Annotated in this window: 31 protein-coding genes; 15 read left to right on the top strand and 16 right to left on the bottom strand. The window is 62.9% G+C overall.

Annotation, left to right across the window (positions count from 1 at the left end):
* The first annotated feature begins 65 nt into the window (after window positions 1-65).
* The 10 genes from AB4M76_RS05265 (at window position 66) to AB4M76_RS05310 (ending at window position 8355) form a co-directional block, all read left to right on the top strand.
* Complete coding sequence (locus AB4M76_RS05265) at window positions 66-1334, top strand: flagellar hook protein FlgE (RefSeq protein ID WP_368440757.1); 1269 nt, start codon at window positions 66-68, stop codon at window positions 1332-1334.
* A 12-nt stretch (window positions 1335-1346) separates the two neighbouring features.
* On the top strand, window positions 1347-2765 hold the full coding sequence (gene flgK / locus AB4M76_RS05270) for a flagellar hook-associated protein FlgK (protein ID WP_368440758.1): 1419 nt from the start codon (window positions 1347-1349) through the stop codon (window positions 2763-2765).
* Window positions 2766-2772: 7 nt separating this feature from the next.
* The gene (locus AB4M76_RS05275) at window positions 2773-3834 is read left to right on the top strand and encodes a flagellin (protein ID WP_368440759.1); all 1062 of its coding nucleotides are present in this window, start codon (window positions 2773-2775) and stop codon (window positions 3832-3834) included.
* Window positions 3835-3857: 23 nt separating this feature from the next.
* On the top strand, window positions 3858-4949 hold the full coding sequence (locus tag AB4M76_RS05280) for a flagellar basal body P-ring protein FlgI (protein WP_246253378.1): 1092 nt from the start codon (window positions 3858-3860) through the stop codon (window positions 4947-4949).
* A gap of 9 nt (window positions 4950-4958) precedes the next feature.
* A complete protein-coding gene (locus tag AB4M76_RS05285) occupies window positions 4959-5261 on the top strand; it encodes a rod-binding protein (RefSeq protein WP_368440760.1) in 303 nt (100 codons plus the stop codon).
* The gene (locus tag AB4M76_RS05290) at window positions 5258-5635 is read left to right on the top strand and encodes a hypothetical protein (RefSeq protein WP_368440761.1); all 378 of its coding nucleotides are present in this window, start codon (window positions 5258-5260) and stop codon (window positions 5633-5635) included. Before AB4M76_RS05285 ends, AB4M76_RS05290 begins: the two co-directional genes overlap by 4 nt.
* Window positions 5636-5742: 107 nt before the next feature.
* Complete coding sequence (locus AB4M76_RS05295) at window positions 5743-6594, top strand: flagellin (protein WP_368440762.1); 852 nt, start codon at window positions 5743-5745, stop codon at window positions 6592-6594.
* 105 nt (window positions 6595-6699) lie between these two features.
* The gene (gene flaF, locus AB4M76_RS05300) at window positions 6700-7104 is read left to right on the top strand and encodes a flagellar biosynthesis regulator FlaF (RefSeq protein ID WP_368440763.1); all 405 of its coding nucleotides are present in this window, start codon (window positions 6700-6702) and stop codon (window positions 7102-7104) included.
* Between the two features lies 1 nt (window position 7105).
* The gene (locus AB4M76_RS05305; protein ID WP_368440764.1) at window positions 7106-7531 is read left to right on the top strand and encodes a flagellar biosynthesis repressor FlbT; all 426 of its coding nucleotides are present in this window, start codon (window positions 7106-7108) and stop codon (window positions 7529-7531) included.
* The gene (locus tag AB4M76_RS05310) at window positions 7528-8355 is read left to right on the top strand and encodes a DUF1217 domain-containing protein (protein ID WP_368440765.1); all 828 of its coding nucleotides are present in this window, start codon (window positions 7528-7530) and stop codon (window positions 8353-8355) included. The genes AB4M76_RS05305 and AB4M76_RS05310 overlap by 4 nt, the downstream gene beginning before the upstream one ends.
* A gap of 8 nt (window positions 8356-8363) precedes the next feature.
* Here the strand turns inward: AB4M76_RS05310 and AB4M76_RS05315 are convergent, their stop codons facing one another.
* Genes AB4M76_RS05315 through fliF form a run of 5 tightly spaced genes read right to left on the bottom strand, consistent with a single transcriptional unit; the run spans window position 8364 to window position 13061 of the window.
* A complete protein-coding gene (locus AB4M76_RS05315) occupies window positions 8364-9410 on the bottom strand; it encodes a flagellar motor switch protein FliG (protein ID WP_368440766.1) in 1047 nt (348 codons plus the stop codon).
* 23 nt (window positions 9411-9433) lie between these two features.
* The gene (fliP, locus tag AB4M76_RS05320) at window positions 9434-10273 is read right to left on the bottom strand and encodes a flagellar type III secretion system pore protein FliP (protein ID WP_368440767.1); all 840 of its coding nucleotides are present in this window, start codon (window positions 10271-10273) and stop codon (window positions 9434-9436) included.
* Window positions 10260-10709, bottom strand: coding sequence for a FliM/FliN family flagellar motor switch protein (locus tag AB4M76_RS05325; protein WP_368440768.1), 450 nt, complete (start codon window positions 10707-10709; stop codon window positions 10260-10262). Before AB4M76_RS05325 ends, fliP begins: the two co-directional genes overlap by 14 nt.
* Window positions 10696-11364 (bottom strand): FliH/SctL family protein, encoded by a 669-nt coding sequence (locus tag AB4M76_RS05330; protein WP_368440769.1) that lies wholly within the window; start codon window positions 11362-11364, stop codon window positions 10696-10698. The genes AB4M76_RS05325 and AB4M76_RS05330 overlap by 14 nt, the downstream gene beginning before the upstream one ends.
* Entirely contained in the window at window positions 11361-13061 is a 1701-nt protein-coding gene (gene fliF, locus AB4M76_RS05335; protein WP_368440770.1) for a flagellar basal-body MS-ring/collar protein FliF, read from the bottom strand. The genes AB4M76_RS05330 and fliF overlap by 4 nt, the downstream gene beginning before the upstream one ends.
* Before the next feature lie 184 nt (window positions 13062-13245).
* On the opposite strand from fliF, the gene fliL reads away from it, so the two are divergent.
* Genes fliL through AB4M76_RS05355 form a run of 4 tightly spaced genes read left to right on the top strand, consistent with a single transcriptional unit; the run spans window position 13246 to window position 15740 of the window.
* Window positions 13246-13782, top strand: a complete 537-nt coding sequence (gene fliL / locus AB4M76_RS05340; RefSeq protein WP_368440771.1) for a flagellar basal body-associated protein FliL — start codon at window positions 13246-13248, stop codon at window positions 13780-13782.
* Window positions 13779-14732: a flagellar motor switch protein FliM gene (locus AB4M76_RS05345; protein WP_368440772.1), complete on the top strand. Its 954-nt coding sequence runs from the start codon at window positions 13779-13781 to the stop codon at window positions 14730-14732. Before fliL ends, AB4M76_RS05345 begins: the two co-directional genes overlap by 4 nt.
* Window positions 14713-15114, top strand: coding sequence for a flagellar motor switch protein (locus AB4M76_RS05350; RefSeq protein WP_368440773.1), 402 nt, complete (start codon window positions 14713-14715; stop codon window positions 15112-15114). Before AB4M76_RS05345 ends, AB4M76_RS05350 begins: the two co-directional genes overlap by 20 nt.
* Window positions 15111-15740, top strand: coding sequence for a MotE family protein (locus AB4M76_RS05355; RefSeq protein WP_368440774.1), 630 nt, complete (start codon window positions 15111-15113; stop codon window positions 15738-15740). Before AB4M76_RS05350 ends, AB4M76_RS05355 begins: the two co-directional genes overlap by 4 nt.
* Before the next feature lie 9 nt (window positions 15741-15749).
* On the opposite strand, the gene flhB is transcribed toward AB4M76_RS05355, so the two are convergent.
* The 8 genes from flhB to flgB are packed head-to-tail and all read right to left on the bottom strand — an operon-like array spanning window position 15750 to window position 21966.
* Complete coding sequence (gene flhB, locus AB4M76_RS05360; protein WP_368440775.1) at window positions 15750-16868, bottom strand: flagellar biosynthesis protein FlhB; 1119 nt, start codon at window positions 16866-16868, stop codon at window positions 15750-15752.
* Between the two features lie 3 nt (window positions 16869-16871).
* On the bottom strand, window positions 16872-17627 hold the full coding sequence (locus tag AB4M76_RS05365; protein ID WP_368440776.1) for a flagellar biosynthetic protein FliR: 756 nt from the start codon (window positions 17625-17627) through the stop codon (window positions 16872-16874).
* Window positions 17628-17629: 2 nt separating this feature from the next.
* Window positions 17630-19714 carry a flagellar biosynthesis protein FlhA gene (flhA, locus tag AB4M76_RS05370; RefSeq protein ID WP_368440777.1) on the bottom strand — a complete coding sequence of 695 codons (2085 nt, stop codon included), beginning with the start codon at window positions 19712-19714 and terminating at the stop codon, window positions 17630-17632.
* Window positions 19711-20532: a lytic transglycosylase domain-containing protein gene (locus AB4M76_RS05375; protein WP_368440778.1), complete on the bottom strand. Its 822-nt coding sequence runs from the start codon at window positions 20530-20532 to the stop codon at window positions 19711-19713. The genes flhA and AB4M76_RS05375 overlap by 4 nt, the downstream gene beginning before the upstream one ends.
* Complete coding sequence (gene fliQ / locus AB4M76_RS05380) at window positions 20529-20798, bottom strand: flagellar biosynthesis protein FliQ (protein ID WP_368440779.1); 270 nt, start codon at window positions 20796-20798, stop codon at window positions 20529-20531. Before fliQ ends, AB4M76_RS05375 begins: the two co-directional genes overlap by 4 nt.
* Before the next feature lie 3 nt (window positions 20799-20801).
* Window positions 20802-21134 (bottom strand): flagellar hook-basal body complex protein FliE, encoded by a 333-nt coding sequence (locus AB4M76_RS05385; protein ID WP_368440780.1) that lies wholly within the window; start codon window positions 21132-21134, stop codon window positions 20802-20804.
* Between the two features lie 7 nt (window positions 21135-21141).
* Window positions 21142-21552, bottom strand: a complete 411-nt coding sequence (gene flgC, locus AB4M76_RS05390; RefSeq protein WP_368440781.1) for a flagellar basal body rod protein FlgC — start codon at window positions 21550-21552, stop codon at window positions 21142-21144.
* Window positions 21553-21561: 9 nt separating this feature from the next.
* Window positions 21562-21966 carry a flagellar basal body rod protein FlgB gene (flgB, locus tag AB4M76_RS05395; protein ID WP_368440782.1) on the bottom strand — a complete coding sequence of 135 codons (405 nt, stop codon included), beginning with the start codon at window positions 21964-21966 and terminating at the stop codon, window positions 21562-21564.
* A gap of 70 nt (window positions 21967-22036) precedes the next feature.
* Here flgB and AB4M76_RS05400 point away from each other — a divergent pair, with 70 nt between their 5' ends.
* Window positions 22037-23377 (top strand): FliI/YscN family ATPase, encoded by a 1341-nt coding sequence (locus AB4M76_RS05400; RefSeq protein WP_368440783.1) that lies wholly within the window; start codon window positions 22037-22039, stop codon window positions 23375-23377.
* A gap of 6 nt (window positions 23378-23383) precedes the next feature.
* Here the strand turns inward: AB4M76_RS05400 and AB4M76_RS05405 are convergent, their stop codons facing one another.
* From AB4M76_RS05405 to AB4M76_RS05415, 3 genes are all read right to left on the bottom strand, one after another.
* Window positions 23384-24532: a lytic murein transglycosylase gene (locus AB4M76_RS05405; RefSeq protein ID WP_368440784.1), complete on the bottom strand. Its 1149-nt coding sequence runs from the start codon at window positions 24530-24532 to the stop codon at window positions 23384-23386.
* Between the two features lie 105 nt (window positions 24533-24637).
* On the bottom strand, window positions 24638-25099 hold the full coding sequence (locus AB4M76_RS05410) for a CreA family protein (RefSeq protein ID WP_368440785.1): 462 nt from the start codon (window positions 25097-25099) through the stop codon (window positions 24638-24640).
* A gap of 6 nt (window positions 25100-25105) precedes the next feature.
* Complete coding sequence (locus AB4M76_RS05415) at window positions 25106-26884, bottom strand: SulP family inorganic anion transporter (protein WP_368440786.1); 1779 nt, start codon at window positions 26882-26884, stop codon at window positions 25106-25108.
* Window positions 26885-26895: the final 11 nt, after the last annotated feature.

A 26895-nucleotide genomic window follows, 5' to 3' on the forward strand; every position in this document is an offset into this window, starting at 1 on the left:
TGTGCATGTAAGTTCCGCCTATTCATGTATAAAGCAAGAATAATAATTGCGAGCAGGAGCACGTCATGAGCATTACAGGCGCCCTTCAGATCGGGGTCAGCGGGTTGCAGGCCAACTCCTCCCGGGTTCAGAATATTTCGAGCAATATCGCCAACGCCAATACCGTGGGCTATCGCCGCAGCTTTTCGGAATTCGTGACCCAGAACACCAGCTCCTCGCAGGCGGGGGTGCTGAGCGATGTTCGGGCCGATATCTCGGCGAATGGCAATATCATGGGCACCGGCCGTTCCACCGATCTCGCGGTGCAGGGCGACGGGTTCTTTGTCGTGTCGCGCAACCCCAATGATCCGGTCGAGGCGAATTATTACCTGACCCGTGCGGGCTCTTTCACCCCCGATCAGAATGGCAATCTGCGCAACTCGGCGGGCTATTTCCTCAGCGGGTATCCCACCGACGCGACAGGTGCAACGGGGAGTGTGAGCAGCACCAGCTATAACGATCTCAGCACGGTCAATATCGCCAGCTATCAGGTTCAGGGCACGCCAAGCGCGCGGATCGATGTCTCGGGCAACGTCCCCTCGCAAGAGACCGGGCAGGCCACCCCCGGCGCGCCTTTTGAATCGACGCTGCGCTATGTGAACCCTCTGGGCGGTTCGGACCAGTTGACCCTGTCGTGGCAGCCCGGTGCGATCCCCAATGAATGGACGGTGAACATCCGTGACGCGAATGGCACCGACTATGGGACCGGCTTCGTTAACTTCAATGACAGCGGCGCGGGCGCCGGCAGCCCGGCCTTCTACGCCCCGGGCTCTTTGCCCCTCGATCCGGCGACCGGGATCGTCAATCTGACGATCAACAACGGTGCCACCCCGCAGAATCTGGAGATCAACTTTGGCGCGCCTGGCAGCTTTCAGGGCATGACCCAATTTGCCGGCGACTATACGCCCCCGCAATTCACCGACGACGGGACCGAGACCGGCAGTCTTGAGCGCGCCGAGATGAGCGATTCCGGCGTGCTCTTCGGGGTCTTCGACAATGGCCAGCGCCGGGCGCTGTTCCAGGTGCCGCTGGCCAATGTCTCCAACCCCGATCAGATGCGCTCGGTCGAGGGCAACGCCTTTGTCGCCACGCGCGAATCCGGGGCGGTGAGCCTTGGCGGCGCCATGACCGGCGGTTTGGGCAGCATCACCAGCGGCGCTCTGGAAGGGGCCAATGTCGATATCGCGAAAGAATTGACCGACCTGATCCAGACCCAGCGGGCCTATTCATCAAGCGCCAAGATCATCACCACCAGCGATGAGATGCTGGACGAAACCCTGCGTATCAAACGCTAAATAGGTGCCTGAATGAGCATCTCCTCTGCCTTTAACGTCGCCCGCAGTGGCCTGAGCGCCACCGAAGGGCGGGCCAATCTGGTCGCGGGCAATATCGCCAACGCCCAGACCGAAGGCTATGCGCGGCGCGAAGGCGCGCAGGTCAGCACCGGGGGCGGGCAGAGCAGCATCGTTGAGCTGCGCATGCAGCGGCAGGTGGATGAACGGCTGGCAGGGCTGACCCGCAATGCCACCGCCGAGATGGGGCAGGCAAAGGTCGCCAATGAGGTGCTGGGCGGCTATCTGCTGACCCTGGGCAACCCCAATGACGAGATATCCCCCGCCGCCCGGATTGCCGAGTTTCAGGCGGGGCTTGACCTTTTGTCGAACAACCCCGCTGATCCGGCGGCGCAGAATGATCTCCTCTCGCGCGCGAAGAATCTGGTGCAAAGCCTCAACAGCGCCGCCGATGCCTTGGCAGACAGCCAAGTGCAGGCGCGCGAGAGCTATCTGACGAGCGTGAAGGAAACCAACAGCGCCTTGGCTGGCATCGCCGCGCTGAACCAAAAGCTTCGCGTGGCGGGGCCGGATGCGGGTGCCGTGAACGGGTTGAAGGACGACATGAACCGCCGTCTGGATGCTCTGGGCGGGCAGATGGATTTCTCGGCCCGTTGGGAGGCCGACGGCTCGCTGACCCTACACACCACCGGCGGCACCGAACTGGTCAGCGGGGAACATGCCGCCCGGTTGACCGCCAATCCCGAGACCGGGGCGCTCTTTGCCGGAGAGATCGAGATCACACCGGGGGCCGCGGGGGCGCGCGGGTCTGACAGCGGGCGGCTGGCGGGGCTGAGCCAGATCATCTCGCGCGAATTGCCGCAGATGAAGCTGCAGCTCGACGAACTTGCCCGCGGGTTGGTGCAAGGCTTTGAGGCCGCCGACCACTCGCTCGGGCCGTATGATGCGGGGCTCTTTACCGATGCGGGCGCGGCCTTTGACCCCACGCAGAGGGAAGGACTGGCCGGGCGTCTTGCCGTGAATGCCAGCGTCGACCCCGAGCGCGGCGGCACCCTGTCGCGGCTGCGCGATGGGGCCGCGGCCAACTATCGCCGGGAGCCGAGCGATTCCACGCAGATCAACGCCTTCATTGATGTATTCGAGACGGGCTTTGGCTTTGACAGCGCCAGCGGGCTGAACACCGACGCCAAGATCGGCGACTTCGCAGCCGATATGGTGGGCCATCAAAACATGGTCCGCGTCAGCGCCGATAGCCGGGCCGAGACCGCGCGCATCCGGCTTGTCACATTTGAGGACAACCGCAGTGCTGTCGAAGGGGTCAACGTCGATACCGAGCTGCAAAAGCTGATCGAAATCGAACAATCCTACGGCGCTAATTCGCAGGTGCTGAGCAGCCTGACGACGATGCTCGATACCCTTTTAAGCAGCGTGTGAGGACCAGATGAGCGACATCTCCCGTACCGTCTCCACCGCGCTGCACAGCCTGCGGCAGCGTGAAACCACCAGCCGGCTCTCGGCGGAACTGGCGCAGGTCTCGCAGGAGCTGAGCACCGGGCTCAAGGCGCGGCCCTATGATGATCTGGGCCATAAATCCTCGGACGCCATCGCCATCCGCATGCAGGTCGCGCGCAACGATGGTTTCATCACCTCAAACACCCTGCTGGACCGCCGTTTTCTGGCCGTGGAAACCTCCCTCGGCGCGATGCGTGAGGCGGGGCAGGCGGTGATGGAACAGGCGCTCACGGCGCAGGTGACCGGCGGGCCGTCCTCGACCTATCTCACCCGCGCGGCGCGGTCCGCCCTTGATACGGTGATCCAACGCGCGGCGGTGAGCGACAGTTCGGGCTATCTTATGGCCGGCACGCGCAGCGATACCAACCCGCTGCAAGCCTGGGATGAGGTCAATCCCAGAACCGGTGAATCCCCTGCAATGTCGGTCGATCATATGATCGGCGGCACGCCAAGAAACATGGCCGATGTGCAAAGGGCGATCAGCGCGTTGAAGGCAGGGTTCGACGACCATGCCTATTACTCCGATCACAATTTCGAGCGGACGTTCTACAACGGCGCGCCCTCCTGGAACCCGCCGCTGACCTCGCGCATCTCGGAAACCCAGACGCTGACCCAAGGGGTGCAGGCCAATGATCCGGCGATGCGCGATCTGATGCGCGGGCTGGCGATGCTCAGCGCCGTGGACGCAGGCGATATCCCGGATGTCGAGGCCCGCGACGCCTGGCTGACCGAGGCCCGCAATGCCATCGGGTCCGGGCTGGACGGGCTGGTCGACCTTGAAACCGTCACCGGGTTGAAACGCGCGCAGCTACAAGACACGCTCGCAGCGCAGCAAAGCCGGGGGCAGTTCCTCGATCAGGAAACGCTCAAACTCGAAGGGGCGGATCAATATGACGCCGCGACCCGGCTGACCCAATTGCAAAACCAACTCGACTCCAGCTTTGCCGTCACCGCGCGCCTGTCGCGCCTGTCTTTCCTCAACTACCTCTGACCGGACCGCCGACCATGAAAACCATGTTCAAATTCCTTCTGATCAGCCTCACCCTGGCCCTGGCCGCCCCGGCCAGCGCGCAGGTGCGGATCAAGGACATCGTCACGGTTGAAGGCGTGCGGGCGAACCAATTGGTGGGCTACGGGCTTGTCGTGGGCCTCAACGGCACCGGCGACAGCCTGCGCAACGCGCCTTTCACCGAACGCGCGATTGAAGGCATGTTGGAGCGGCTCGGCATCGGCAATCTGACCGAAGATCAGATGCGCACCGCCAATACAGCCGCCGTCATGGTCACCGCCTCCCTGCCGCCCTTCGCCCGGATGGGCAGCACCATTGACGTGGTGGTCTCCTCGCTCGGCGATGCCTCATCTTTGCGCGGCGGCACTTTGATCGTGACCCCGCTGACCGCGGCGGATGGCGAGATCTATGCCGTGGCCCAAGGCCCGATCGCCGTCGCCGGATTCGCCGCGCAGGGGCTGAACGCCTCCATCGTCGAAGGCGTGCCCACCGGCGCCCGGATCGACAATGGCGCCATTGTGGAGCGCGAGGTCGCCTTTGAATTCAACGAGCTGAGCACGATCAAACTGGCCCTGCGCAACCCCGATTTCGTCACCGCGCAACGGGTCGAGCGGGCCATCAACCAAGCCGTCGGCCCGGTCGCCACCGCGCTGGATTCGCGCACCATTTCCGTCACCCCCTTTGGCAAAGAGTCTCTGATGGAGACCATGGCGCTGATCGAGCCGCTTCAGGTGCAGCCCGATCAGGTGGCCAAAGTGGTGATCGACGCACGTTCCGGCACCATCGTCATCGGCGCCAATGTGCGCATCGATCAGGTCGCCGTCAGCCAAGGCGGGCTGACCGTCACCGTGCGCGACGATTTCAACGTCAGCCAGCCCGAGACCCTCTCCATTGGCGGCACCACCGTTGTCGTGCCCAACACGTCGGTCGAGGTCGAAGAGCGCGACGCCCAATTCGCCGTGATCGACGGATCGGTGAGCCTGCAACGGCTGGTCGACGGGCTCAACGCCATCGGCGTCGGCGCGACCGAGACCATTTCGATCCTGCAATCCATCAAGGCCGCGGGTGCGCTGCACGCCGACCTTGAAATCATCTGAGGGCTGATCATGGAATTCGCCTCCCTTCCCACCCCGGCCAGCGTGGCCAATACCGCAGCAGCGTCGCGCCCAGCGGACCCGGTCACGGCGGAATCGGCCAAGGAATTTGAGGCCATGTTCCTCGGTCAGATGGTCGATGAAATGCTCTCCACCGTTGACGTCGGGAGCTTTGGCGGGGGCCATGCCGAGGAAACATGGCGCAGTTTTCTGTCCAACGCGATTGGCGAAAGCATCGCTGAGCAAAACAGCACCGGCATCGCGCGCAGCATCGAAACTGCCATAGCCCGCTATCAGTCAGGAGCCGCGAAATGAGCGATCCGCGCAAAGCCCTCGCCGCGGTCGACGCGCTCGCCACCCTGCTGCGCCGCGAGATTGCCGCGGTCGAGGGCGGGTCTTTCGACCAATTGGTCAGTTTCGCCAGCGAGAAAGCCCGAATCACCGCCGAACTGGAATACCAGTTAAACGAGAATCCCGAGGCGGTCAGCAAAGACAAGTTACGCGATCTGAAAGACCTGATCGCGCGTGATCATCACCACCTGCAACTGGCCCGCCAGGCCACGTCAGAGATGATCAAAGAGGTTTCCCAAGTCCGGGAAAAGCACAGCATTGCAGGTATTTACGGCCGGAGCGGTGCTAAACGTGACAACCGCGCAACAGTGATGGCCACCGTGGACAAAAGTTTCTGAATTGCCTCAATGTTGCCAGTTTTTCGCGTAAAAACGTAATCAAGCGGGTTCGCCCCGCAGTTGTCAGAAAGACGACATAACGAACTAGAATAGTCTGGAATAAGAATATGTCTTCGATCAACACAAACAACTCCGCGATGAACGCTCTGTCCACCTTGCGTGGCATTAACGAAGATTTAAATAAAACGCAGGGTCGAATTTCGACTGGTTTGAAAGTTTCATCCGCTAAAGACAACGCATCTTACTTCTCGATTTCGAGCACAATGAGTTCGGAAAGCGGTATGAATAAAGCTGTCAATGAGGGTTTGGACCTAGCGAAAAGTTCGTTTGCAACGGCACGTCTTGGGGCTGAAACGATGCAAGAGCTTGGCAAGAAGTATATGGAACGTGCGGCGTTCGCGCAGGAAGTAGGCGTTGATCAGGCTGTCGTTCAGAAAGAACTAGAAGCGCTAGCGGACCAAATGATCACGGCAATCACGCAGTCTTCGTTTAACGGCGAGAATTTAATCAGTACAGCCGGCGTGGCTGCACAAGCCACGAAAACAACAACGACTGGCGTGAGCCGCGCAGGCGCCGATATCTCAACCACTAAGCAAACGTATACTACAGTCGATTTAGAAACAGTTGCAGGAACGTTTAAGACAATTGCCGGTAACATTGGCAGCGCTACTACTTCAGCGGATTTGGAGGCGCAATTGAAACTTGCCGAGGCTGAGATGAAAACAGTAGTTACGACTGCTACAAATCTCGGTGTCCAGGAAAAATCTATTGAGACACAGCAGAGCTTTCTTAACGAGTTAACTAATCGTCTTGACTCCGGCGTGGGTTCGATGGTCGATGCCAATATGGAAGAAGAAGCCGCCCGTCTTCAGGCGCTTCAGGTTCAGCAGCAGCTGGCTTCGCAGTCCCTGTCGATCGCCAACCAGGCGCCGCAGAACATCCTGAGCCTGTTCCGTTAAGGATTAGGGTTTTCGGGGCCAAGGCCTAGCGCTTTGGCCCCGATCCAACCGCGTCAGAATTTGCGGTTGGCAGGCAGCAAACTATAAAAACAAGGAAGAATTCCTATGGGGCTGGCAGCATACAAACGAACCATTCGCGAAAGCGAAACCCCGCGGCAGATCGAGCGCCGCATTCTGAGCCGCGTCACACATGACCTTGCCGAAAAGGGCCAAGGTTTTGATGCGACCGAAGACAAGGCTGAGCGGTTGAGCATCCTCGCCTCCGGTCTGCGCGATGCAATTTATGAAAATCAACGGTTCTGGTCGGCCCTGCGCTTTGACCTTTCGGAGCCGGAAAACAAGATGCCCGACGGGCTGAAAGCCTCGCTGATTTCCATTGCGCTTTGGGTCGACCGTCACAGCACCGCACTGATGGCTGGCGAGGGGCGTCTGGCCGGTCTTGTCGAGATCAACGGCAACATCGCTGCCGGTCTGGCCGGGCAGACCGCGCCGCAGATGCAGGAGGTGTAAGATGCTGAAACTCACCCTCCGCCCCCGTGAACGTGTGGTCGTGAACGGCTGCGTCATCCGCAACGGCGACCGCCGCCAGGCGCTGACGGTCGAGAACCGCGCCGACATCGTGCGCGAATCTGATCTGCTGAAGCCCGACGCAGAATCCACGCCGGTCTCCAAAGTCTATTTCCTCGTGCAAACCGCGCTCATTCGGCCCGACACCCGCGATCAGATCCTGCCGATGATCCAGCAGGGCTTGGCCGATCTGGCCTGTTGCTTTGGCGCCGAGATGCGCGCCCGGATCATGGAAGCGGCGAATTTCGTCTCCATGTCGGATTTCTACAAAGCAATGAGCGAACTGCGGGCAGTGTTGAAATATGAGACCGAGTTGATGCAGCTGCGCCCGGTGCCCCCCGCCGCGGGGCAGGAGGCCGCGCACGCATGATCTCGCTGGGCGGCATGAGCACGCAGGTGGCGGTCAAGCTGTTTGACGCAACGCGTGACAAGCAGCTTGATCTCGCTGGCAAAAACGCTCTGAACGCCCGGCAAATCGAAGCCTTTGAAGAACGTATCGGCACAATCACCTCGCCCAAGGAGCTGATCGCCGATACCGAGGTTTTCACCTTCGTGATGCGCGCCTTTGATCTGGAAGATCAGATCTTTGGCAAGGCGATGATGCGCAAGGTGCTTGAAAGCGACATCAGCGACCGTTCGGCGCTGGTGAACCGCCTGTCTGACCCCCGCATCCGCGAGATGTACCAGTCCCTTGGCTTTGGCCCCAAAGGCGGCCCCAGCGAGAATTTCGCCAAGCCCGATTGGCAGGCCGAGGTGGTCGAGCGGTTCAAGGAGCGCATCGTGCTGAACGCTGCCGCCGAGGACAACAGCGGCGCGGGCATCGCCCTGGAATTCAAGGCCAAGGCGGCGGATATCGACAGTTGGTTCGATGTGCTGAAAGACCGCGAACTGGGGCAATTCATGCGCCGCGCGCTTGGCCTGCCCGACGAAGCGGTCAAGGTGGACCTCGACCGTCAGGTGGCGCTGTTTGAACAGAAATACGACATCAAGAAACTGAAAGACCCGGCCGAGGTGGATAGGCTGGTCTCGCGCTTTGCCGCGATCCATGACGCGCTGGAAGGCGTCGGGTCCCAGTCCAACACGGTGCTGCAACTGATGCAGGGGGCCGTGTCGATAGGGCAGGGGGGCAGCTTTGCCACCGCCACCATCAACATCCCCACGATCTCGGGCGGCGGCTACAGCGCCTACCGCTGAGCGCGGCCCTATTCGATGAATTCGTCGTCTTCGGTCGCCGAAGGCAGCTCAATGGCGCCCTGATCGGCGAGGGACTTGGCATATTCCACCATGGCCGCCTGCGCCGTGCGCACGTCGCGGCCCCGCACCGGGCCGGTGGCCGCCATTTCATCCATCAGCATCTGACGCGAGCGCTGCGGCAGACATTCCATCAGATGATCACGCTGCTCTTTCGTGGCCCCCCGCATCGCCAGCGGCAGGGTCGCCCCATCCAGCCCGCGCATCACCTGCGCCAGGTCCTGCATCGGCAGGCGGAACAGATCGTCAAAGACGAACATCCGCTGCTTGATCGCCTGGAAGGCATCGGGGATGCGCTTGTCGAGGGCCGAGGAAAGCTCCTCAAAGGCCTGGCCGTCCAACTGGTTGAACACATCCGCCATGCGTTGATGGGTCTCCACCGAACTGGTGTGCATGGTGTTGGACAGGATGTCCTGTTTCAGCGTTTCCTCAATCTGCTGCATCATATGCAAAGGCACAGGTTCCATCGCGATCATCCGCTCGGCAATGTCGCGCATCCGCTCCGCGCCCAGCAGGGGCAGCACCTTTGCCGCCACCGAGGTTTCCACATTGTTCAGGATGGCCGCGGCGGTCTGGTCATGTTCCCCGGCGAGGTAATTGGCGATCACGGTCTCATCCAGCGCCGCAAAGCCGCGCCACATGGCGCTTTCGCGCTCGGTGGTGCGCAGCCCTTCCAGGATGCCGGCGACCTCTTCTTCGGGCATGAATTTGCGCAGCATCGATTCCGCGGTGGAAAGCGACCCCACCACCGAACTGCTGCCGCTGATGACCTTCTGGGTAAATTCGCTCAGCACCGTTTCCACCACTTCGGAGGGGATCGGCCCCAGCCGGCTCATGGCGCTGGTGATGCGCTCAATCTGATCATGGCCCAGCTTTTTCATCAGCTCCGAGCCTTCCTGTTCGCCAAGGCACAGAAAGGTGATGGCGGCTTTGGTCGGGCCGGTCAGATCTGCGGCGTCGAAATTGGCGCGGCGGCTCTTGGTGGGGGACAGGGACATTGAAAATTCCTTTCTCGCGCAGATCAGCCACCGGTCAGGGGCACATAGCTTTCGATCAGCGATCCGGCCAGCATGTACCAGCCATCAATCAAAACAAAGAAAATCACCTTGAACGGCAAAGAGATCAGCACCGGGGGCAGCATCATCATGCCGGCGCTCATCAGCACCGAGGCGACGATCAGGTCGATCGCCACGAAGGGCAGGTAGATCAGAAACCCGATGGTAAAGGCGCGGCGCAGTTCCGAGATCATAAAGGCCGGGACCAGATGGCGAAAGCTGGCCTCCTCGGCGGTTTCGGGCATCTGCGGGGGCGCGCCGGTCTCGCTCTCGGGCGCTGTGACGCGCAGGAACAGGGCATAGTCCTCGGGGCGGGTGTTGACGAACATGAAACTGCGGAACGGATCGGCGATGCGCTCCAGCGCCTGTTCTTCGGCAATCGCGTTGTTCAAAAGCGGCACGACCCCGCCTTCATAGGCGTCCTCGAACACTGGCTGCATGACAAAGAAAGTCATAAACAGCGCCAGCGAGGTCAGCACGATATTGGGCGGCGTCTGGTTCAGGCCAAGCGCCGAGCGCAGCATCGACAGCACGATGACAAAGCGGGTGAAACTGGTCATCACCACCAACAGCCCCGGCGCGATGCTCAAGACCGTGATCAGCGCGATGAACTGGACGATCCGCCCCGAGAGATTGGCGTTTTCGTCGCTGCCCGGTGCCGCGTCCCCGATCACATCCGACAGCGTGCCGAGAAAACCGCCGTCCTGCGCCATAGCCATGCCGCTGCCGGCGAGAAACACCAGCAGGGCAAGGCCAAAGCGGCCAAGCGCCGAGACGCGCGGGGAGGGGAGGTCAGTCAGGCGCATAATCCTTGACGATCTGGGTCAGGGAGACGCCCAAGCGGTCTTCGCCCACCTTGACCAGATCGCCGCGCGCGACCAGACGGTCGGAGACCATCAGATCCACCGGCGCGCCGATCTTGCGGTTCAACTCCACGATCGAGCCGCGTGTCAGTTCCAGCAGCCGCGAGATCGGCATCCGCGCCTGGCCCAGCACGATCTGCACATCGAGCCCGACGTTCAACATGGCATTGATGCCGGTGCTGCCAGTTTCGCCCCGGGGCGCCAACGCGTTGCGCGACTCCTCGGTATCAAGCTGCGGAAAGACACCGGCCTCGGCGGCGCTTTGACCCTCCGTATTGCCCAGAGCATCCGCGCGGGGCTGGTCCGCCGGGCTGTTTTCGACCGCTGTGCCGCCGCTGGCCTCGGTATCCTTGGGGGATTGCAGATCAGGCTTGTCCATGTCCGTCCTTCTCCTTTTGTGCCTCTAGCGCCCGCTTATGGGTCTCGCGCAGTTCGGCGAGCAGGCGGTCGCAAATCTTTTTGAATCCGTAGTCGAGCGCGCCGTGATCCCATTCCATCCGCGCATCCCCATCGGCAATGGCCGGGTCGGCCTGCACGTCGAGCACATTGTCGCATTTGTAATAGGCCGCGCGGCTTTGCAGCTCGGGGCCGATCTGGGCCAGGGTCTGGGGTGACAGCCGGACTTTGATGCGGCTTGAGCCGATGGCCATTTTCAATGACTGGGTCACGGTTTTCTTGACCCGTTCGGTCGACAGCCGTTCGATCACCTCTGGCAGCACGATTTCGCAGGTTTGCAGGGTAAAGCCCACGACCTGCGCGACCAAAGCCTCGTTATGCCCCTGCATCGCGGTCGCCAGCCGCGCCAGCTCCTGCGCCAGCTTCTCGGCCATCTCGGCATGTTCGCCCTGCATCTGCTTGTGCATCTCGGCCCGGCCCGCATCGGCGCCCGCAAGATAGCCCTCGATATGGCCCTGCTTATGCGCCTTTTTGATCTTGGCCTCGATCTCTTCGACGGTGGGCTGCTCCGGGTCCGGCTGCGAGGCGGTCGGATTGGCGTCCTCATCAAAGTTGCGCAGTTTCAATGTGGTGATCATGTGATGAACTCCTCAGACAGCCATTCGCCCAAAACCCGCAGCGCCCCGTCGGGGTTGTTCTGGGCCAGTTCGGCCACGGTACGGATCTGGCTGTGCTGCACCGCCCCATCGACCGAGGCCAGATGCACCATGTCGCGCGGCGCCTCGTCCAGCGGGGCCAGGACAGAGCCCATCTGCGGCTCTGCCGGGGTGGGCAGGCGGTTCTGCTGCTGCGGGCTGCTTTGGTCCGAAAGCGCCCTGGTCTCATTGCTCTCCGGCCCATCCAGCAAGGCGGCATCGGCCCCCGCGCCAGCAAGGGCGGGCTGCGGTGCGACGCTGTCCAGCACCATGCGCAGGGGGCGGGCGCCGAAGAACATGATGATCGCGACCAGCGCAAGGCCGAAAAGCGAGCGCAGAATGGTCATCGCATTATCCGCCAGCACCGCGCCCAGGCCACGGCTGGCCGGGCCGCTGAATTCGGAATCGAAGTCGAGGAACTGAAGGCTATCGACCTGCACCTGATCGCCCCGGCTTTGGTCAAAGCCAATCGCGGTGCTGACCAATTGCGTCAGACGCTGCATCTCTTCTTCGCTGCGCTCGATATAGCCTTCCGAGCCATCGGGCAGGGTGCCGTAGCTGCCGTTGACCAGCACCGCGACCGAGATCCGCTCGATATCGCCGGGCTCGCGCACCAGCTCGCTCTGTACCGAACCGATCTCGTAGTTGATGATCTCGTCATTCTCGCTGCGCGTCGATTGCCCCGCCGCCCCGCCGCCCGCGTCATCGCGCAGCTCGTCGGGGATGTTGTTGCCAAGATCGACGGTGCCGTTTGCCGGGTCGGTCTCGTTGGAATTGCGGGTCCGGGTCTCGATCGAGCGGGCGACCTGCTGGGCCGGATCAAAGCTGCGCGAGACGCGAACCTCGCGCTCCGTGGTCAGATCGACGCTGACCCGCACGCGGGTATTGCCGGGGCCGACGCGGGCGTTGAGGATCGATTCAACCTTCTGCGCCAGTTGCTCTTCGATCATGCTGCGCTGGCCCTGCAGCGAATAGTCCGAACTGCCGCCATCATCCTTGGCGAGGATCGTCTCGCCCGTGCCCGAGAGCACCGTCACATTCTGCGCTTCAAGGTCCGCCACGGCAGAGGCCACCAGCGCCTGGATCGCCTGCGCCTGACGGCGGGTGATGCTGGCATTGGCCTGCGCGCGCACGATGACCGAGCCGCTGGCCTCAGGCTGGCTGCGCGAGAAAGCGGCGCGTTCCGGCAGGACCAGATGCACCCGCGCGGCCTTGATGCCGCTGATGGTCTGGATCGAGCGGGCCAATTCGCCCTCAAGCGCGCGCAGCCGGTTCACCTTTTGCATGAAGGAGTTCATCCCCATGCCCGACATATCGTCGAAAATCTCCCAGCCCGGCACGCCTTCGCCGGGCAGCCCCGCATCGGCCAGCGCCATGCGGGCGCGGGCGATGTCATCCTCGGCCACCGAAATCGTATCACCATTGCGCGACAGATCGACCGTCAGCCCGGCCTGCTCAAGCGTCTGCATCATCTGCGAGGCGGTGCCGGGGCTGAGTTGGCTGTAAACCGGCACATAGGTCGGCGCAAAGATCGTTCGCGCCCCGATCAGGATCGCCGCCGTCAGGGCCAGACCGATGCCGCCCAGCAGTGCCAGACGTTTCGGACCCAAATCCTTGAGGTTTTCGACGATCTGGTTCACGTGGCCTCACTTGAGTTGATTGGACCCCAGCATTCCCCACTTGGGCGTGGCTATGCAAGTATATATCGATTTATACTTGCTGAGCGCTGGAAATAAACAGGTTTCTGTTGCAATAAAGCTTGAATGGATATGTATTTGTCCTTGTGTCTAGCGCAGGGCGCGCGATCTGAGTAAGACTGATTTTATGAAAAAGACTGTCGCTATCCTTGCCATTGCTCTGTTGTGCGCTGTCGCCGCAATTGGCGGTGCCACGCTGGCCATCGGGCCCTCTGTGATGCTGCAGATGGTCGGGCTGGGCGGGGAGGCCGCTGCCGGGGAAGATCCAAAACAGGCCGAAGCGGAGACCGGCAAGGAGGGCAAGGCCGAGGCGCAGGGCGAAGGGGACACGGTCAAGAAGGCCAAGATGCCGGTGATGCCTTTCCCTGAGATCATCGTGAACGTCACCGACACCGGGCCGCAGGGCGGCAAGACCAGCCGGTTTCTCAAGCTGAACATGCTGATGGTCTACGACGATACGCTCGACGGGGCGGACCGTCTGGTGGCGCGGGAAATCTATCTGCGCGACAGTTTCCAAGACTTTCTGCGCCAGCTTCATGTCAGCGATCTGAGCGGCAGCTATGGGTTGGCGATGATGAAGACCGAACTGCTGCGCCGCGCCCGGGCCGTCGCCCATACCGAGGCGCCGCGCGAAATCCTGATTGCGGATATGGTGGTGCAATGAGCCCGGCAACCTCCCCGCAAAGTGATGCTGTAAAGCTAGAGGAAACCATGATCCGGCAGGCGCGGGAGAGCTTTCAGCGCCTGCCCACGCTTGAGATCGTCCTTGACCGGCTCCTGCTGGCCATGGTCCCAGACCTGAAATCCTATTGCACCATCGCGCCCGAGATTGAGCTGCAATCGCTGGATTACCTCCCCTATGAGGACGCGATGGAGGCCACGCAGGCGCCCTCGCTCTACGCCATTGCCGATGCGGACAACTGGAACAGCCAGATCGCCTGTGTGATCGAGCCTGATCTGCTGTTCTCGGTCCTGGAGATCATGTTGGGCGGGCGCCGCGCGCAGCCCAATGAGTGGAAACCCCGCAGCCTCACGGCCATTGAGCAGAAGCTGGGGCGGCGGTTGGCGGAGCTTTCGCTGAAAGGGCTGAGCAAATGTATGAGCGACGTCAGCCCGGTGAGCTTCAGCATCGCATCGCTTGAATCCAACCCCCGTTCGGTCATGCTGGCTGCGCCGCGCACCGCGACGGTCGCCGTGCGGCTGCATATGGCCTTTGAGGACCGCAGCGGACATATGACCTTCATCCTGCCCTACGGCAATCTTGACGAGGTCAGCGCCAAGCTCGCCCAGCCCTTCCTCGGGGGGCGCTCGCCCACCGACAGCAACGCGCGCAAGGATATGAACACGCAGATCTCCGGCACCACGGTCACCATCACCGGGGTCTTGCAAGAGATGAAAATCCCCCTGCGCGAGGTCATGGAATGGCAGCCCGGGCAGGTGATCGATCTGGGCATGACGGTGGACACGCCCGTGGTGGGCATGGTCAATGCGCAGCCGATGTTTCAAGCGGCCTTTGGCCAGCGCAGCAATGGGGCGCTGGCGCTGCGGGTGATCCAATCGCTGCTGCCGCAGAAAACCGAGGAGGAGATCGCCGATGATGTCAGCCTTGATTGATATTATCATCATCGTGCTGCTCATCGGCACGCTGGTCTATGCCTTTATCCTTGACCGCCGGGTGCGCAATCTGATGGCTTCGCTCAAGGATATGGAGCCGATGGTGGGCGCATTCAGCACCGCGGTCGATCAATCGGCCAAATCGGTCGAGGAACTGCGCGATCTCAGCACGCAGGCGCGGCGCCCTGAGCCGCCGGTGCAAAAGCAGGCGCCGCAGCCGCGACCCCAGACCGTCGCACCGGCCCCCGGTGGTGAAAGCCCCGCCCAGAAACGCGCGGCCCGGCTGAAAAACCGCGCCCCGGTACAGGGGCAGGCGGCGGTGCAGGGCAAATCCGAACTGGTCCGCACCTTTTTCGACATCACAAAGGAGCGCAAGGAATGAGCCGTATTTCCCTGCCCAAACTCGCCCTGATGGGGCTTGGCGTCGCCGGGGTGCTGAAGCTCACGGTTGAGTTCATGCCGATGATGGCGATTGCCGAAACCCCGGCGGAAAACCCGCCGGTGCCGGTCGAGCTTGCCGCCGCCCCCGCGCCGCCCAGCTATGACGCCAGCGCGCCGGGCGAAAGCGGCATGTGCGAGCCGAGCCATCTGATCGCCGAGGCCATCGCCGAAGAACGTGCGCTGCTGAAAGACCAACGCGCCACCATCGCGGACCGCGAGGCGAAGCTCGCACTGGCCGAACAGAGCCTCAAGGCCGAGCAGACCCGGCTGGCGCGGCTGCGGGATGAGATCGGCGCCCAGCTCAAGGTCATTGATGAGGCCAACAATCAGGACATGACCAAATTGGTCGAGCTCTACCGCAATATGAAACCGCAGGTCGCCGCGGGCATCATGGATGAGATCGACATTGAGACCGCCGTGCAGGTGATCGGCGCCATGCCCGAGCGGGACGCGGCGCAGATCATGGGGTCGTTCAGCCTTGTCCGGGCGCGGCTGATTACCAAAATCCTGCTGGAGCGCTCCAAACTCCCCGCTGACCGCAATCTCGAAGGGCTCAAGCTGCGCTAGGGCAACCGCTCAATCCTCGCGCACCGTGGAGCCTGCGGGCGGTTTGCGGCGCACATTGCGGCGCAGGTCCATGACAAAGCCGATGATCTCGGCCACCGCCTGCCAATGCTCCATCGGAATCCGCTCATCGACCTCGACAGTCGCATGCAGGGCCCGCGCCAGCGGGCGGTTTTCGATCATCGGGATGTCGTGCTCCTTGGCCAACTCCCGAATGCGATGCGCCATGACATCGGCCCCCTTGGCCACGCAGACCGGCACGTCGTCCTCGCCCTGTTCATATTTCAGCGCCACGGCGAAATGGGTCGGGTTGGTCAGGATCACGCTGGCATTGGGGATCGCCTGCGCGATGCGCTGACGTGCCCGGGCGCGGCGCAGCTCGGCGCGGCGCGCCTTGATCTGCGGATCGCCCTCGCTGTCCTTATGCTCATCGCGGATTTCCTTGAGGCTCATCATCTGCTTTTTCTTCCACTGAAAGCGCTTCCAGATGATGTCGGCAATGGCGATGGGGACGAGGATCACGGTGGTGACCAGAAAGATCCAGCGCACCTTGTCCAAGGTCTCAGCCAGCAAGGTTTCGGGGATGAACGCCTGTGTCTGGCCCAAGGAGCGCGCAATATCGCGCACCACCCAGACGGTGATGAAGCCGATGATCAGCACCTTGGCGGTGTTCTTGGCAAATTCCACAAAGGCATCCGGCGAAAACAACCGTTTGAACCCCGAAAGCGGGTTCAGCTTCGACGGTTTCGGCTTGATCCGCTCGGTCGAGACCACGGTCTCGCCCTGGATCAAGACCCCGAAAAGCGCCGCCAATACCATGATCCCCACCACGGGCATCATCGCCAGCCCCAGGGTAAAGCCCAGGCCCTTGAGCACCTGACCGGCCTCGACCACGCCGGTGCTGCCGGTGCCGATCGCGGTGAAACTCGCGTTGCTCAGGGGGCGTTGCAGCGCGTCGACAATGCCGCCGATCGAACTGGGCAGCACAAAGACCAGCACCATCAGCAAGGAGAAGACCACCATCGCCGTCCCGGTCTCGCGCGATTGCGGCACATCGCCTTTCTTGCGCGCGTCGCGGAGCTTTTTCTCCGTCGGCTCTTCGGTCTTACTGCTCTTGTCCTCTTCCGACATGGCTCAGAATCCGTAGCTGGTGAGCCACTGCGCGAAAGGCTCCAAAAACCCGCGCATCATGGTCGGAACCGCCAGCACCATCAAGGCCAGCCCGGCGGCGATCAGCAGGGGCTGCGCGATAAAGAAGACCTGAAGGCTCGCCATCATCCGGTTCGCCAGCCCCATGCCGACGTTCAGCACCAGCCCCGCCACATAAAAGGGCGCGGCGATGGACAGGCCGAGGTAGAGGCTGACCTGTGCGGCGCGGGCGAATTGGTCGGTGAGGTCCGAGAGCATGAAACTGCCGGGGACAAAGACCGTATAGGACATCAGCAGGGATTCGATGATGAGATGGTGCAGATCGGTGATAAAGATCAGCGCCGTGGCCGCCGCCAGCAGCATCGCCGCCATGGTCGTGGCCCCCTCAAAGGCGCCAATGCTCGGCGCCAGCGCATTGGCCAGCCCCGACATCAGCGCCATCTGATAGCCTGCGAATTGCAGCGCCGAGAGCAGCGTGCGCGCCACCAGCCCGATCCAGAGCCCGACGGTGATTTCCGCACCAAAGATCAGCAAAAGCGCGGCGGGCCGGTCCTCGGACACCGGCCCCAGGCCGGTTGCGGGATAGAGCGCGGCGCTCAGGATCAGGCCAAAGAACAGCCGATGCCGCATGGGGACAGAGGTCTCGCCAAAGCCCGGCATGAACAAAAGCGCGCTGCCGATCCGGGCGAAGACCACGAAATACCCCATCAGCGCGTCAGTCAGAAAGGCGGCAAGGTCCATCCCTAGCCCCCGATGGTGGCGACGGTCCGCAGGGATACCTTGCGATGGATTTCGGCGTTGGAGATCACCGGCGTCATCGGGCTGACCCGCTCCAGCATGGAGCGCACATAGGAGCGCGCCTCGGGGTTGACCATCAACGCGGGCCAACTGTCCTCAGAGGCGAAGCGCTGAATCTGCTGGCGGGCTTGCAGCACAAACTCCTGCACCCGTTTGGGCGACATCACGAATGTGCGATCCTCGCCCACGATTTTGACCGCCTCGATGAACTCCGCCTCCCAGGATGGCGACAGGGTGATGACCGGCACGAAACCCTGGCCATCGGCCAGCCCTTGGCAAATCTGGCTCGACAGGCGGCGGCGGACGTTTTCCAGCACCAGCGCGGGCTTGGAAGTCTGGCGCGTCGCCTCGGCCATCGCCTCGACGATCAGCGGCAGGTTGCGGATCGAAACACGTTCCAGCAGCAGTTCCTGCAAGACCTGCTGCACGAGTATCGCGGGGGAGGGGACGGGCAGGTCGTTGACCAGTTTCTGATAGTTTCGGTCCAGCCCCTCGATCGCCTCTTTCGCCGCGCCATAGGTGAGCAGCTCGGACATGTTCTCTTTGACCACTTCGGTCAGATGCGTGGTGATGACGCTTTCCGGGTCCACCACCGTATAGCCCTGCGCTTCGGCCTGATCGGCAACCTTGCTGTCAACCCAAAGCGCATCGAGACCAAAGGTCGGCTCCCGCGTCGCCTCACCCGGCAGTTGCAGCGGCGCGCCTTCGGGGTTGATCACCATCATCTGGTTGGCGCGAATGTCGCCCTTGGCCACATCGACGCCGTGGATCTGGAAGGCATAGCTGTTGATCGGCAGACTTACATCATCCTTGATCCGCACCGAAGGCATGGGAAAGCCGAACTCTTCGGCGAAATGCTTGCGCAGGGATTTGATCTTGCTCGGCAGCACCGCGTCGGGGCGGTTGGCCAACGCCACCAGCCCTTCGCCCAGCACCAGCCGCAGCTCGTCGAGGTGCATCGGGTTGCTGTCGACCTCCGGCATGTCCTCTTTCTGCTGCGCCTCGGCGTCGGCCTTCGCCTTGGCCTCTGCCGCCTCCGCCGCGCCGCGCTGGATCATCAGGCCCAACCCCACCATGGCGGCGGCCAGAAGGGCAAAGACCAGCAGCGGGAAACCGGGCAGGAGGCCGATGCCGAAGAGCAGCAGGGCCGCCATGTAAAGCGCCTTGGGGAAGTTCGACAGTTGGTCAAAGACCGCCTCATTCGCCGCGCCCCGGGTGCCGCCCTTGGTCACGATCAGACCAGCGGCGAGCGAGACGACCAGCGCCGGGATCTGGCTCACCAGCCCGTCGCCGATGGTCAGCGAGGTGAAGACGTTGAAAGCATCGCCCACGCCCATGCCACGCTGCACGACACCGATCAGAATGCCGCCGATCACGTTGATCAGCGTGATGATCAGCCCCGCCACCGCATCGCCGCGCACGAATTTCGAGGCACCGTCCATCGCCCCGAAAAACGCGCTTTCGTCTTCCAACTCCTTGCGACGGCGACGCGCCTCATCCTCGTCAATCAGCCCCGCGCCCATATCGGCGTCGATTGCCATCTGCTTGCCCGGCATCGCATCCAGCGAGAACCGCGCGGCAACCTCGGCGATACGGGTCGACCCCTTGGAAATCACCACGAAGTTGATGATCACAAGAATGGCAAAGATCACCACACCGATGACGAAATTGCCCGCCACGATGAATTTGGAAAACCCTTGGATCACGTCGCCGGCGGCATGCATCCCGGCATGGCCCTCGCTGAGGATCAGCCGGGTCGAGGCCACGTTCAGCGACAGGCGCAGCATGGTGGTCACCAGCAGCAGCGTCGGGAAGGAGTTGAACTGCAAGGGTGACGGAATCCAGAGCGCCACCATGAAGATCAGTACCGACAGCGACAGCGACAGCGCCAGCCCGAAGTCCAGCAGGATCGGCGGCAGCGGCAGGAAGAGCACCGCCAGCACCAGCGCCATGCCGACGGCAAAGCTGACGTCCTTATTGGCGCTGAACATGCTCAACTGCGGCAGGGCGGAGTTCGGCTTGCTGCTCATCCCGCATCCTCCGCCCGGACGGTGGTGAACTGTGGCAGCACGGGCTGCATCTCATGCGCGGAATAGAGCGAGCGGCGCGCATTCGCCGCCCCGCCGATCTGCGCGCCCCATGTGGCCTTGGCCGCCAGCCTGTCATAGCGGCCCGCCGCTTTGCCCGGGCGGGCAGGGGCCGGGCTGGCGCTGGCCAGCGCCTGAAACTCCGGCAGCCGCGCATTGGCGGCGGTGATGTTCTGTTGCAGCCGGTCAAGATAGGTGTCGCGAAACTCCGGCTCGAAAGAGTGATAGGACCCCGCCGCCTGCATCCAACTGCCCGTGCGCCGGTGCAACCGCTTGAGGAAGCGCGCCGCGTAATCGACATTCACCCGCGGATCGAAGCCTTCCGCGGGGCTGTCAAAGGCGTCTGGATGCCAGCGCATGTTGATCTGCATACAGCCCACGTCAATGGAGCGAATGCCGCTGGCCTGCCGCTCCGCGATCCAGTCCAGCGCGGCATTGCGGCTGTCGAACAGCCGCCCTTCGCCCGCGGCATTGACCGCATAGGGCCAGACGGTGAAATGCCCGTTGCGCCGCGTGCCGGCCTCTTGCAGGCCAATCGCCAGCAGCAGATTGTCGGGAATGCCATGCCGGATCTGCGCGGCGAGAATTTCGCGGATGCAGATCCCCTCCGGCCCGCCCTTGGCGGCCAGCGTCCGGGCGGTCTGCGTCACCTTGTCCTTGCGCGTCGGCTCATAGAAAGACCCCCAGCCCTGGGCGAGGGCAGGGGCGGTCAGCACAGCCCCCAGCAGCGCCGCGCCGGCGATATGCCGCCAGCCCCTCACAGCCCCCCGCTCTGCACAAGGTCAAAGACCCGGTCCGACAGGTTCTTCAGGGTGGCATACATGAAGGGCGTCGCGACCAGCAGGGTGATAAAGATCATCACGATCTTCGGCACGAAGGTCAGCGTCATTTCCTGAATCTGCGTCAGCGCCTGGAAAAACGCGATCACCAGACCGATGCCCAAAGCCACCGCCAAAACCGGGCCAGAGGCCAAAAGCACGGCCCAGACGGTGTCGGAGATGATGTCATAGGTCTGGGTTTCAGTCATGGCCTAGATCGGCATCCGCAGGATTTCCTGATAGGCTTCGACGAATTTGTCGCGCACCGACACGGCCACTTTCACGGTGGATTCCATCGCCAGCATGGCTTCCACCACCTGCTGCGTATCCGCCTCGCCGCGCAAACCGGCTTGGGCCACCGCCTCGCCCCCGCGCACGGTCTCCAGCGCGCTTTCAGAGGCCTGCTGCACCATGTTGGTGAAACTATTGGCGCTGGCGCCGGCCTCTTCGGCGATGCCTTCGGTCTTGGGGCCACTCAGCGATTGCGAGGTGCGGTATGCCCCCCGGACCGCGGCGGTAGAGATCAAGGACGCCGGATCGCTCATCTTAGCCTCACTTCAGCAGGTCGAGCATCTGGCTGCGCATCCGGCGGCCCGCTTCGAACATGTTCATATTGGCCTCATAGTTGCGCGAGGCTTCGCGCATATTGGCCATCTCGATGATCGGATCGACATTGGACCGTTTGACATAGCCGGTCTCATCCGCGGCCGGATGCGCCGGGTCATAGTCGCGCCGGAACGGCGACTGGTCGCGCCCGATATCCTCCACCTCGACCAGCGAGCCGCCGCTGTTGCGGTCGATCAATTCGGAAAAGCTGATGGTCTTGCGGCGAAAGGGGTCTTCGCCCGGTGTGGTGCCGGTTGAATCCGCATTGGCGACGTTTTCCGAGATCACCCGCAGACGGGCGGTCTGGGCGGTCATGCCGCTGGCGGCGATTTTTGCGATAGATTGAAGCGTATCCATGCGGTGTCCTTACCTGTTCCCGGTGACGGCCATGGTCAGCAGGTCGTAGCTCTTGCGGTAGAGCTGGGCTGCCAATCTGTATTGATCGCTGATCTCACTTGCGCGAACGGACTGCTCTTCGAGGTTCACGGTATTGCCGTCGAGCCTTACATTCTGCGCCGTGCGGTCATCCGTGGTGCGCACGCCGGGGGTGACATTGGCCACGCCGGTCAGATGTTTGTCATGGGTGGTGACAAGCCCGGTGCCGCGCGACAGCTCGCCGCTCAGCATGGTCTCAAACGACGACACATCCCGCGCCTTGTAGTTCGGCGTGGTGGCATTGGCGATGTTTTCCGAGGTCACCTTTTGCCGGGCCGAGAGCCATTGCATCCGGTCCGAGGCGAGTCCAAGAATAGAAAGATTAGACAAGTTCATTCTTTTGCCTATAGCCTGTTTAATCCTTGTATAGTAAATATTCCCCCGTGCTCCTAGAGGAAATTTATCCATGCAGACACTCTTTTCCGAGCTGACAAGCTTTGCCCGTGAGGCGGGCGAGGCCGAGATCACCGGCGAAGTGCGCGCGATCACCGGCATCACCCTGACCGCCGTGGGGTTGGAGCGGGTCTTGGGCATTGGCGAGCGCTGCATCGTGCAGGGTGCCGACGGGCCGGTGCATGCGGAGGTCGTGGGCATCGGCACGCAAGGCACGGAACTGCTCCCCTTCGGCTCGTGGCGCGGGGTCGCGGCGGGGGACCGGGTCGAGGTGGCGATTGGCCGCGATGTGATCCGCCCCGATGAAAGCTGGAAGGGCCGTGTCATCAGTGCTTCGGCCACGCCGCTCGACGGCAAGGGCCATCTGCCCGAGGGTACCGACCCCCGCCCCCTGCGCGCCGCCCCGCCGGGCGCCTTCGACCGCAAGCGCATCGGGCCGAAACTGGCGACCCACGTGCGCGCGATGGATGTGTTCACGCCGCTCTGCCAAGGCCAGCGACTGGGCATTTTCGCGGGCTCCGGGGTGGGGAAATCAACCCTCATGGCCATGCTGGCCCGCTATACGGAATGTGACGTGGTGGTCATGGCGCTGGTCGGCGAACGGGGCCGCGAGGTGCAGGATTTCATCGCCTCAGACCTCGGCCCCGAAGGCATGGAAAAGGCCGTTCTCGTCGTCGCCACCGGGGATGAGCCGCCGCTGACCCGCCGCCAGGCGGCCTGGACCGCCATGGCCGTGGCGGAGCACTTCCGCGACCAAGGCCAGCATGTGCTGCTCTTGATGGACAGCGTGACCCGCTTTGCCATGGCGCAGCGCGAGATCGGCCTTGCCTCACGCGAACCGCCCACGGCCAAGGGCTACCCGCCCACCGTCTTTTCCGAACTGCCGCAGATGCTGGAACGCGCCGGTCCCGGCCCCATGGGCAAGGGCGATATCACCGCGATTTTCACCGTGCTGGTGGATGGCGACGACATGAACGATCCCATCGCCGACGCCGTGCGCGGGATCACCGACGGGCATATCGTGCTCGACCGCCGCATCGCGGAAAAGGGCCGTTATCCGGCGATTGACCTCTTGGCCAGCGTCTCGCGCACGTTGCCGGATTGTCACAGTGACGTTGAATATACGCTGCTCACGGCGGCCCATAAGGCGCTGGCGGCCCATGCCGACATGGAAGAACTGATCCGCATCGGCGCCTACCGCAGCGGCAGCAACCCCGAGCTTGACCGCGCCATCGCCTTTGCCGGCCCCTGCGAGGCTTTCCTCGGCCAGCGCAAATCCGACCACACCCCGCCCGCGACCGCCTTTGCCGAGATCGCGGGCCTGTTGGACCGCGCCGGGATCAGCCCCGGCTAGGCCCGGTCAGCGCAGGCGCCGCAGCAGGTCAAGCGAAGGCTCCCCCGTGGCGGGCAGGCCGACACTCTGCTGATAGGCGCTGATCGCCTTGCGGCTGTTCGGCCCGATCACCCCGTCGGCGCCATCGGTGTCAAAGCCCCGCGCGGTCAACCGGCGCTGAAGCTCCATCCGGTCGTCCTTGGTCAACCCATTGGCATCGGGCGGGAAGCTGCCGCGCAGCGGGCCGCCCCCGGCGATCCGATCCGCCAGATGGCCCACGCCAATCGCATAACTGTCGGAGTTGTTATAGCGTTTCAGCGCGTTGAAATTGCGGGTGACGACAAATTTCGGCCCGCCCGGCTGCGGCTGCAGCACCGTGCCCGCGCTGGCCGGCAGATCGCCCAGCTCGCCGCCCCATTTCAGCCCCTTCTGCCAGCCGTTGCGCGCCAGATAAGCGGCGGTCGAGGCCAGCGCGTCGGTGGGATCATCCGACCAGATGTCGCGCCGGCCGTCGCCGTTAAAATCCACCGCAAAGGCCTGATAGGAGGTCGGGATAAACTGCGTATGCCCCATCGCCCCGGCCCAGGACCCGGTCAACCCGCCCGCGCTGATATCGCCGCGTTGCAGGATCTCCAGCGCCGCGAGCAACTGTTTCTCAAAAAACGCCCCGCGCCGCCCGTCATAGGCCAATGTTGAGGTCGCCGAGACCACCGGCACATCGCCCCGCCGCTCGCCAAAGAAGCTCTCCAGCCCCCAGACCGCCGCCACGATCTCCGCCGCCACGCCATAGCGCGCCTCGATCGCGCTCAATGTGTTCCGGTGCCGCGCAAAGGCTGCACGGCCTTTCGACACGCGCTCGTCAGAGGCGGCGATGGCAAGGTAATCTTCGAGCGAGCGTTTGAATTCGGTCTGATTGCGGTCCCGCTTGACCACGCCGGGCAGATAGCCCGCCCCGCGAAAACCTTGGCTGAGCGTGCTGGCCGAAATCCCCTGCGCCGCCGCGCGGCTTTTGAAGGCGGCCACCCAAGCGTCATAGCCCGCGTTGGGCACGGGTTGCATATCCGTCGCCAGACCCGCCGCCGCGACAGGGCCAAGCACCCCGCCGCCGGTAGAACAGGCCGAGGTCAGCCCGAGCGCTGCAAGACCAAATGCGAATGTTCTGCGTGACTGTCTCATGTAACCTGCCTGTGCTGCACCATTGCGTTTTACGCAGCATATCGCAGGTCCGCCGCCCGACAAGGCGACTTTGCAGCCGTGGCAAGGCTTTGCCGAAGATCGGGGCTATTGTCCGGGGGTATAGAGCGGCACGGTGGACATCGACATCTTGGCCGAGCCATCCTGCACCCGCTGGCTGTGGCTGATGTAGATCAAGGTGTTGTTCTTCTGATCGAAAATCCGCTTCACCCGCAGGGTTTTGAAGATGATCGAGCGGCGTTCGCTAAAGACATTCTCGCCCTCGTCATCCATCTCGATATCGCCCATTTCAATCGGCCCGGTCTGGCGGCAGGAGATCGAGGAGTTTGACGGGTCTTCAAACCAATTGCCCTTTTGGAAGCGGTCAATCAACCCGCGTTCGAAATAGGCCAGATGACAGGTCACACCCTTGACCTTGGGGTCGGCCACCGCTTCGACAACGATATCATTGCCCAGCCAATCGACGTCGACATTGCCGACCTGTTCGGCGCTGGCGGTGGTGGCGATCAGACTGGCGGTGAGGGCGGCAAGGGCGTGTTTCATCTTCATGCCAGCCTAACGCGCCGGGGGCAGGGCGGTTCCCGCCTTGGCCGCGATATTGCCCACCGCCCCGGATGCCTTCTGCGACAAGGCACAAATCGCTTCATGCTGGCTCAGAAAGACCTCTCCGGTCAGCTCATCAAGGAAGTGGCTGCGTTGCAACCGGTCCATCACCGGGCCTTTCACCTCGCTCAGATGCAGGCGGATGTCGGCATCCTTCAGCCGGGTGTTGATCGCCTCAAGCGATTCCAGCGCCGAGAGGTCGATCTCATTCACCGCCGGGAACATCAGTACCACATCGGTCAGTTCCGGCTTCTCGGCGGCGAAACGGCCCAGCTGATCCTCCAGAAACCGCGCATTGGGGAAATAGAGGCTCTCATCCACCCGAAGCGACAGCACATGCGGCTGGGTCTCGACCTCATGGCGCAGCACATTGCGGAAATGCTCGGTCCCCGGCACCCGGCCCACCACGGCCATATGGGGGCGCGAGGTCTTGTAAAGATGCACGAGGATCGAGGTGATCACCCCCGCGCTCACCCCGGCCTCGACGCCAAAGATCAGCGTCAGCGCAATCGTCACGCTCACGGCGGCGAAATCGGCATGGCTAAAGGCCCAAGCGCGTTTCAGGATCGAGAAATCAACCAGGCTCAGCACCGCGACGATGATCGTGGCGGCCAGCGTGGCCTTGGGCAGGAAATAGATCAGCGGTGTCAGGAAAAGCGCCGCCAGCGCCAGCCCCACGGCGGCAAAGGCCCCCGCCGCTGGCGTCTCGGCCCCGGCATCGAAATTTACCACCGAGCGTGAAAATCCCCCGGTGACCGGAAACCCCCCGGTAAAGGCGGCCCCAAGGTTGGCGCTGCCCAGCCCGATCAACTCCTGATCCGGATCAATGCGCTGGCGTTTCTTGGCGGCGAGGGTCTGGGCGACAGAGATGCTTTCGACGAAGCCGATGATCGAGATCAGCAGTGCCGGGATGAACAATTCCGACAGCAGGTCCGGCGAGAAGGAGGGCAGGGTGAGCGGCGGCAGGCTCTGCGGCACTGCGCCCACAATCGCGACACCTCTTTCGCCCAGATCAAAACCCCAGACCGCCAGCGTGGTCCCGACAATCGCCAGCACCGGCCCCATCTTGGCCCCGATATCCGCCAACCGTGGTCCCAGCCCCATGCGTTTGAGCAGCGGCTTCAGCCCGCCGCGCACCCAGAACAGAAACCCGGTCGCGGTCACGCCCAGCAGCAGGGTGATCGGGTTTACTTCCCCCAGATGCGCGGCGAGGCTGGCGAGGATCTCGACCAGCGTATGGCCCTCGGCCTCGATCCCCAGAATATGCCGCAGCTGGCTCGCCGCGATCAGAATGCCCGAGGCTGTGATGAACCCCGCGATCACCGGATGCGACAGGAAATTTGCCAGAAACCCGAGCCGAAACAGGCCCAAGGCCAAAAGCATCGCGCCCGAGAGAAAGGCCAGCGTCAGCGCCGCCGTGACGTATCCTGCCGTCCCGCTCTCGGCGATATTGCCGACCGCTGCCGCCGTCATCAGCGACACAACCGCCACCGGCCCCACCGCCAGCGCCCGGCTGGTGCCGAAAATCGCATAAAGAACAATCGGCGCGATCGAGGCATAGATCCCCGCCTCGGGCGGCATCCCGGCCAGCAGCGCATAGGCCAGCGACTGCGGGATCAGCATGATCGTCACGATCACGGCGGCCAGCAGGTCTCCGGCGAACTGGTCCCGGTCATAGCGCCGGCCCCAATCGAGGATCGGCAGATATCGGGCAAGGGTGGGGAAGGTCATGTCACATTATC

This window comes from Sulfitobacter sp. PS-8MA (genome assembly GCF_040933935.1).
Taxonomy (GTDB): domain Bacteria; phylum Pseudomonadota; class Alphaproteobacteria; order Rhodobacterales; family Rhodobacteraceae; genus Sulfitobacter.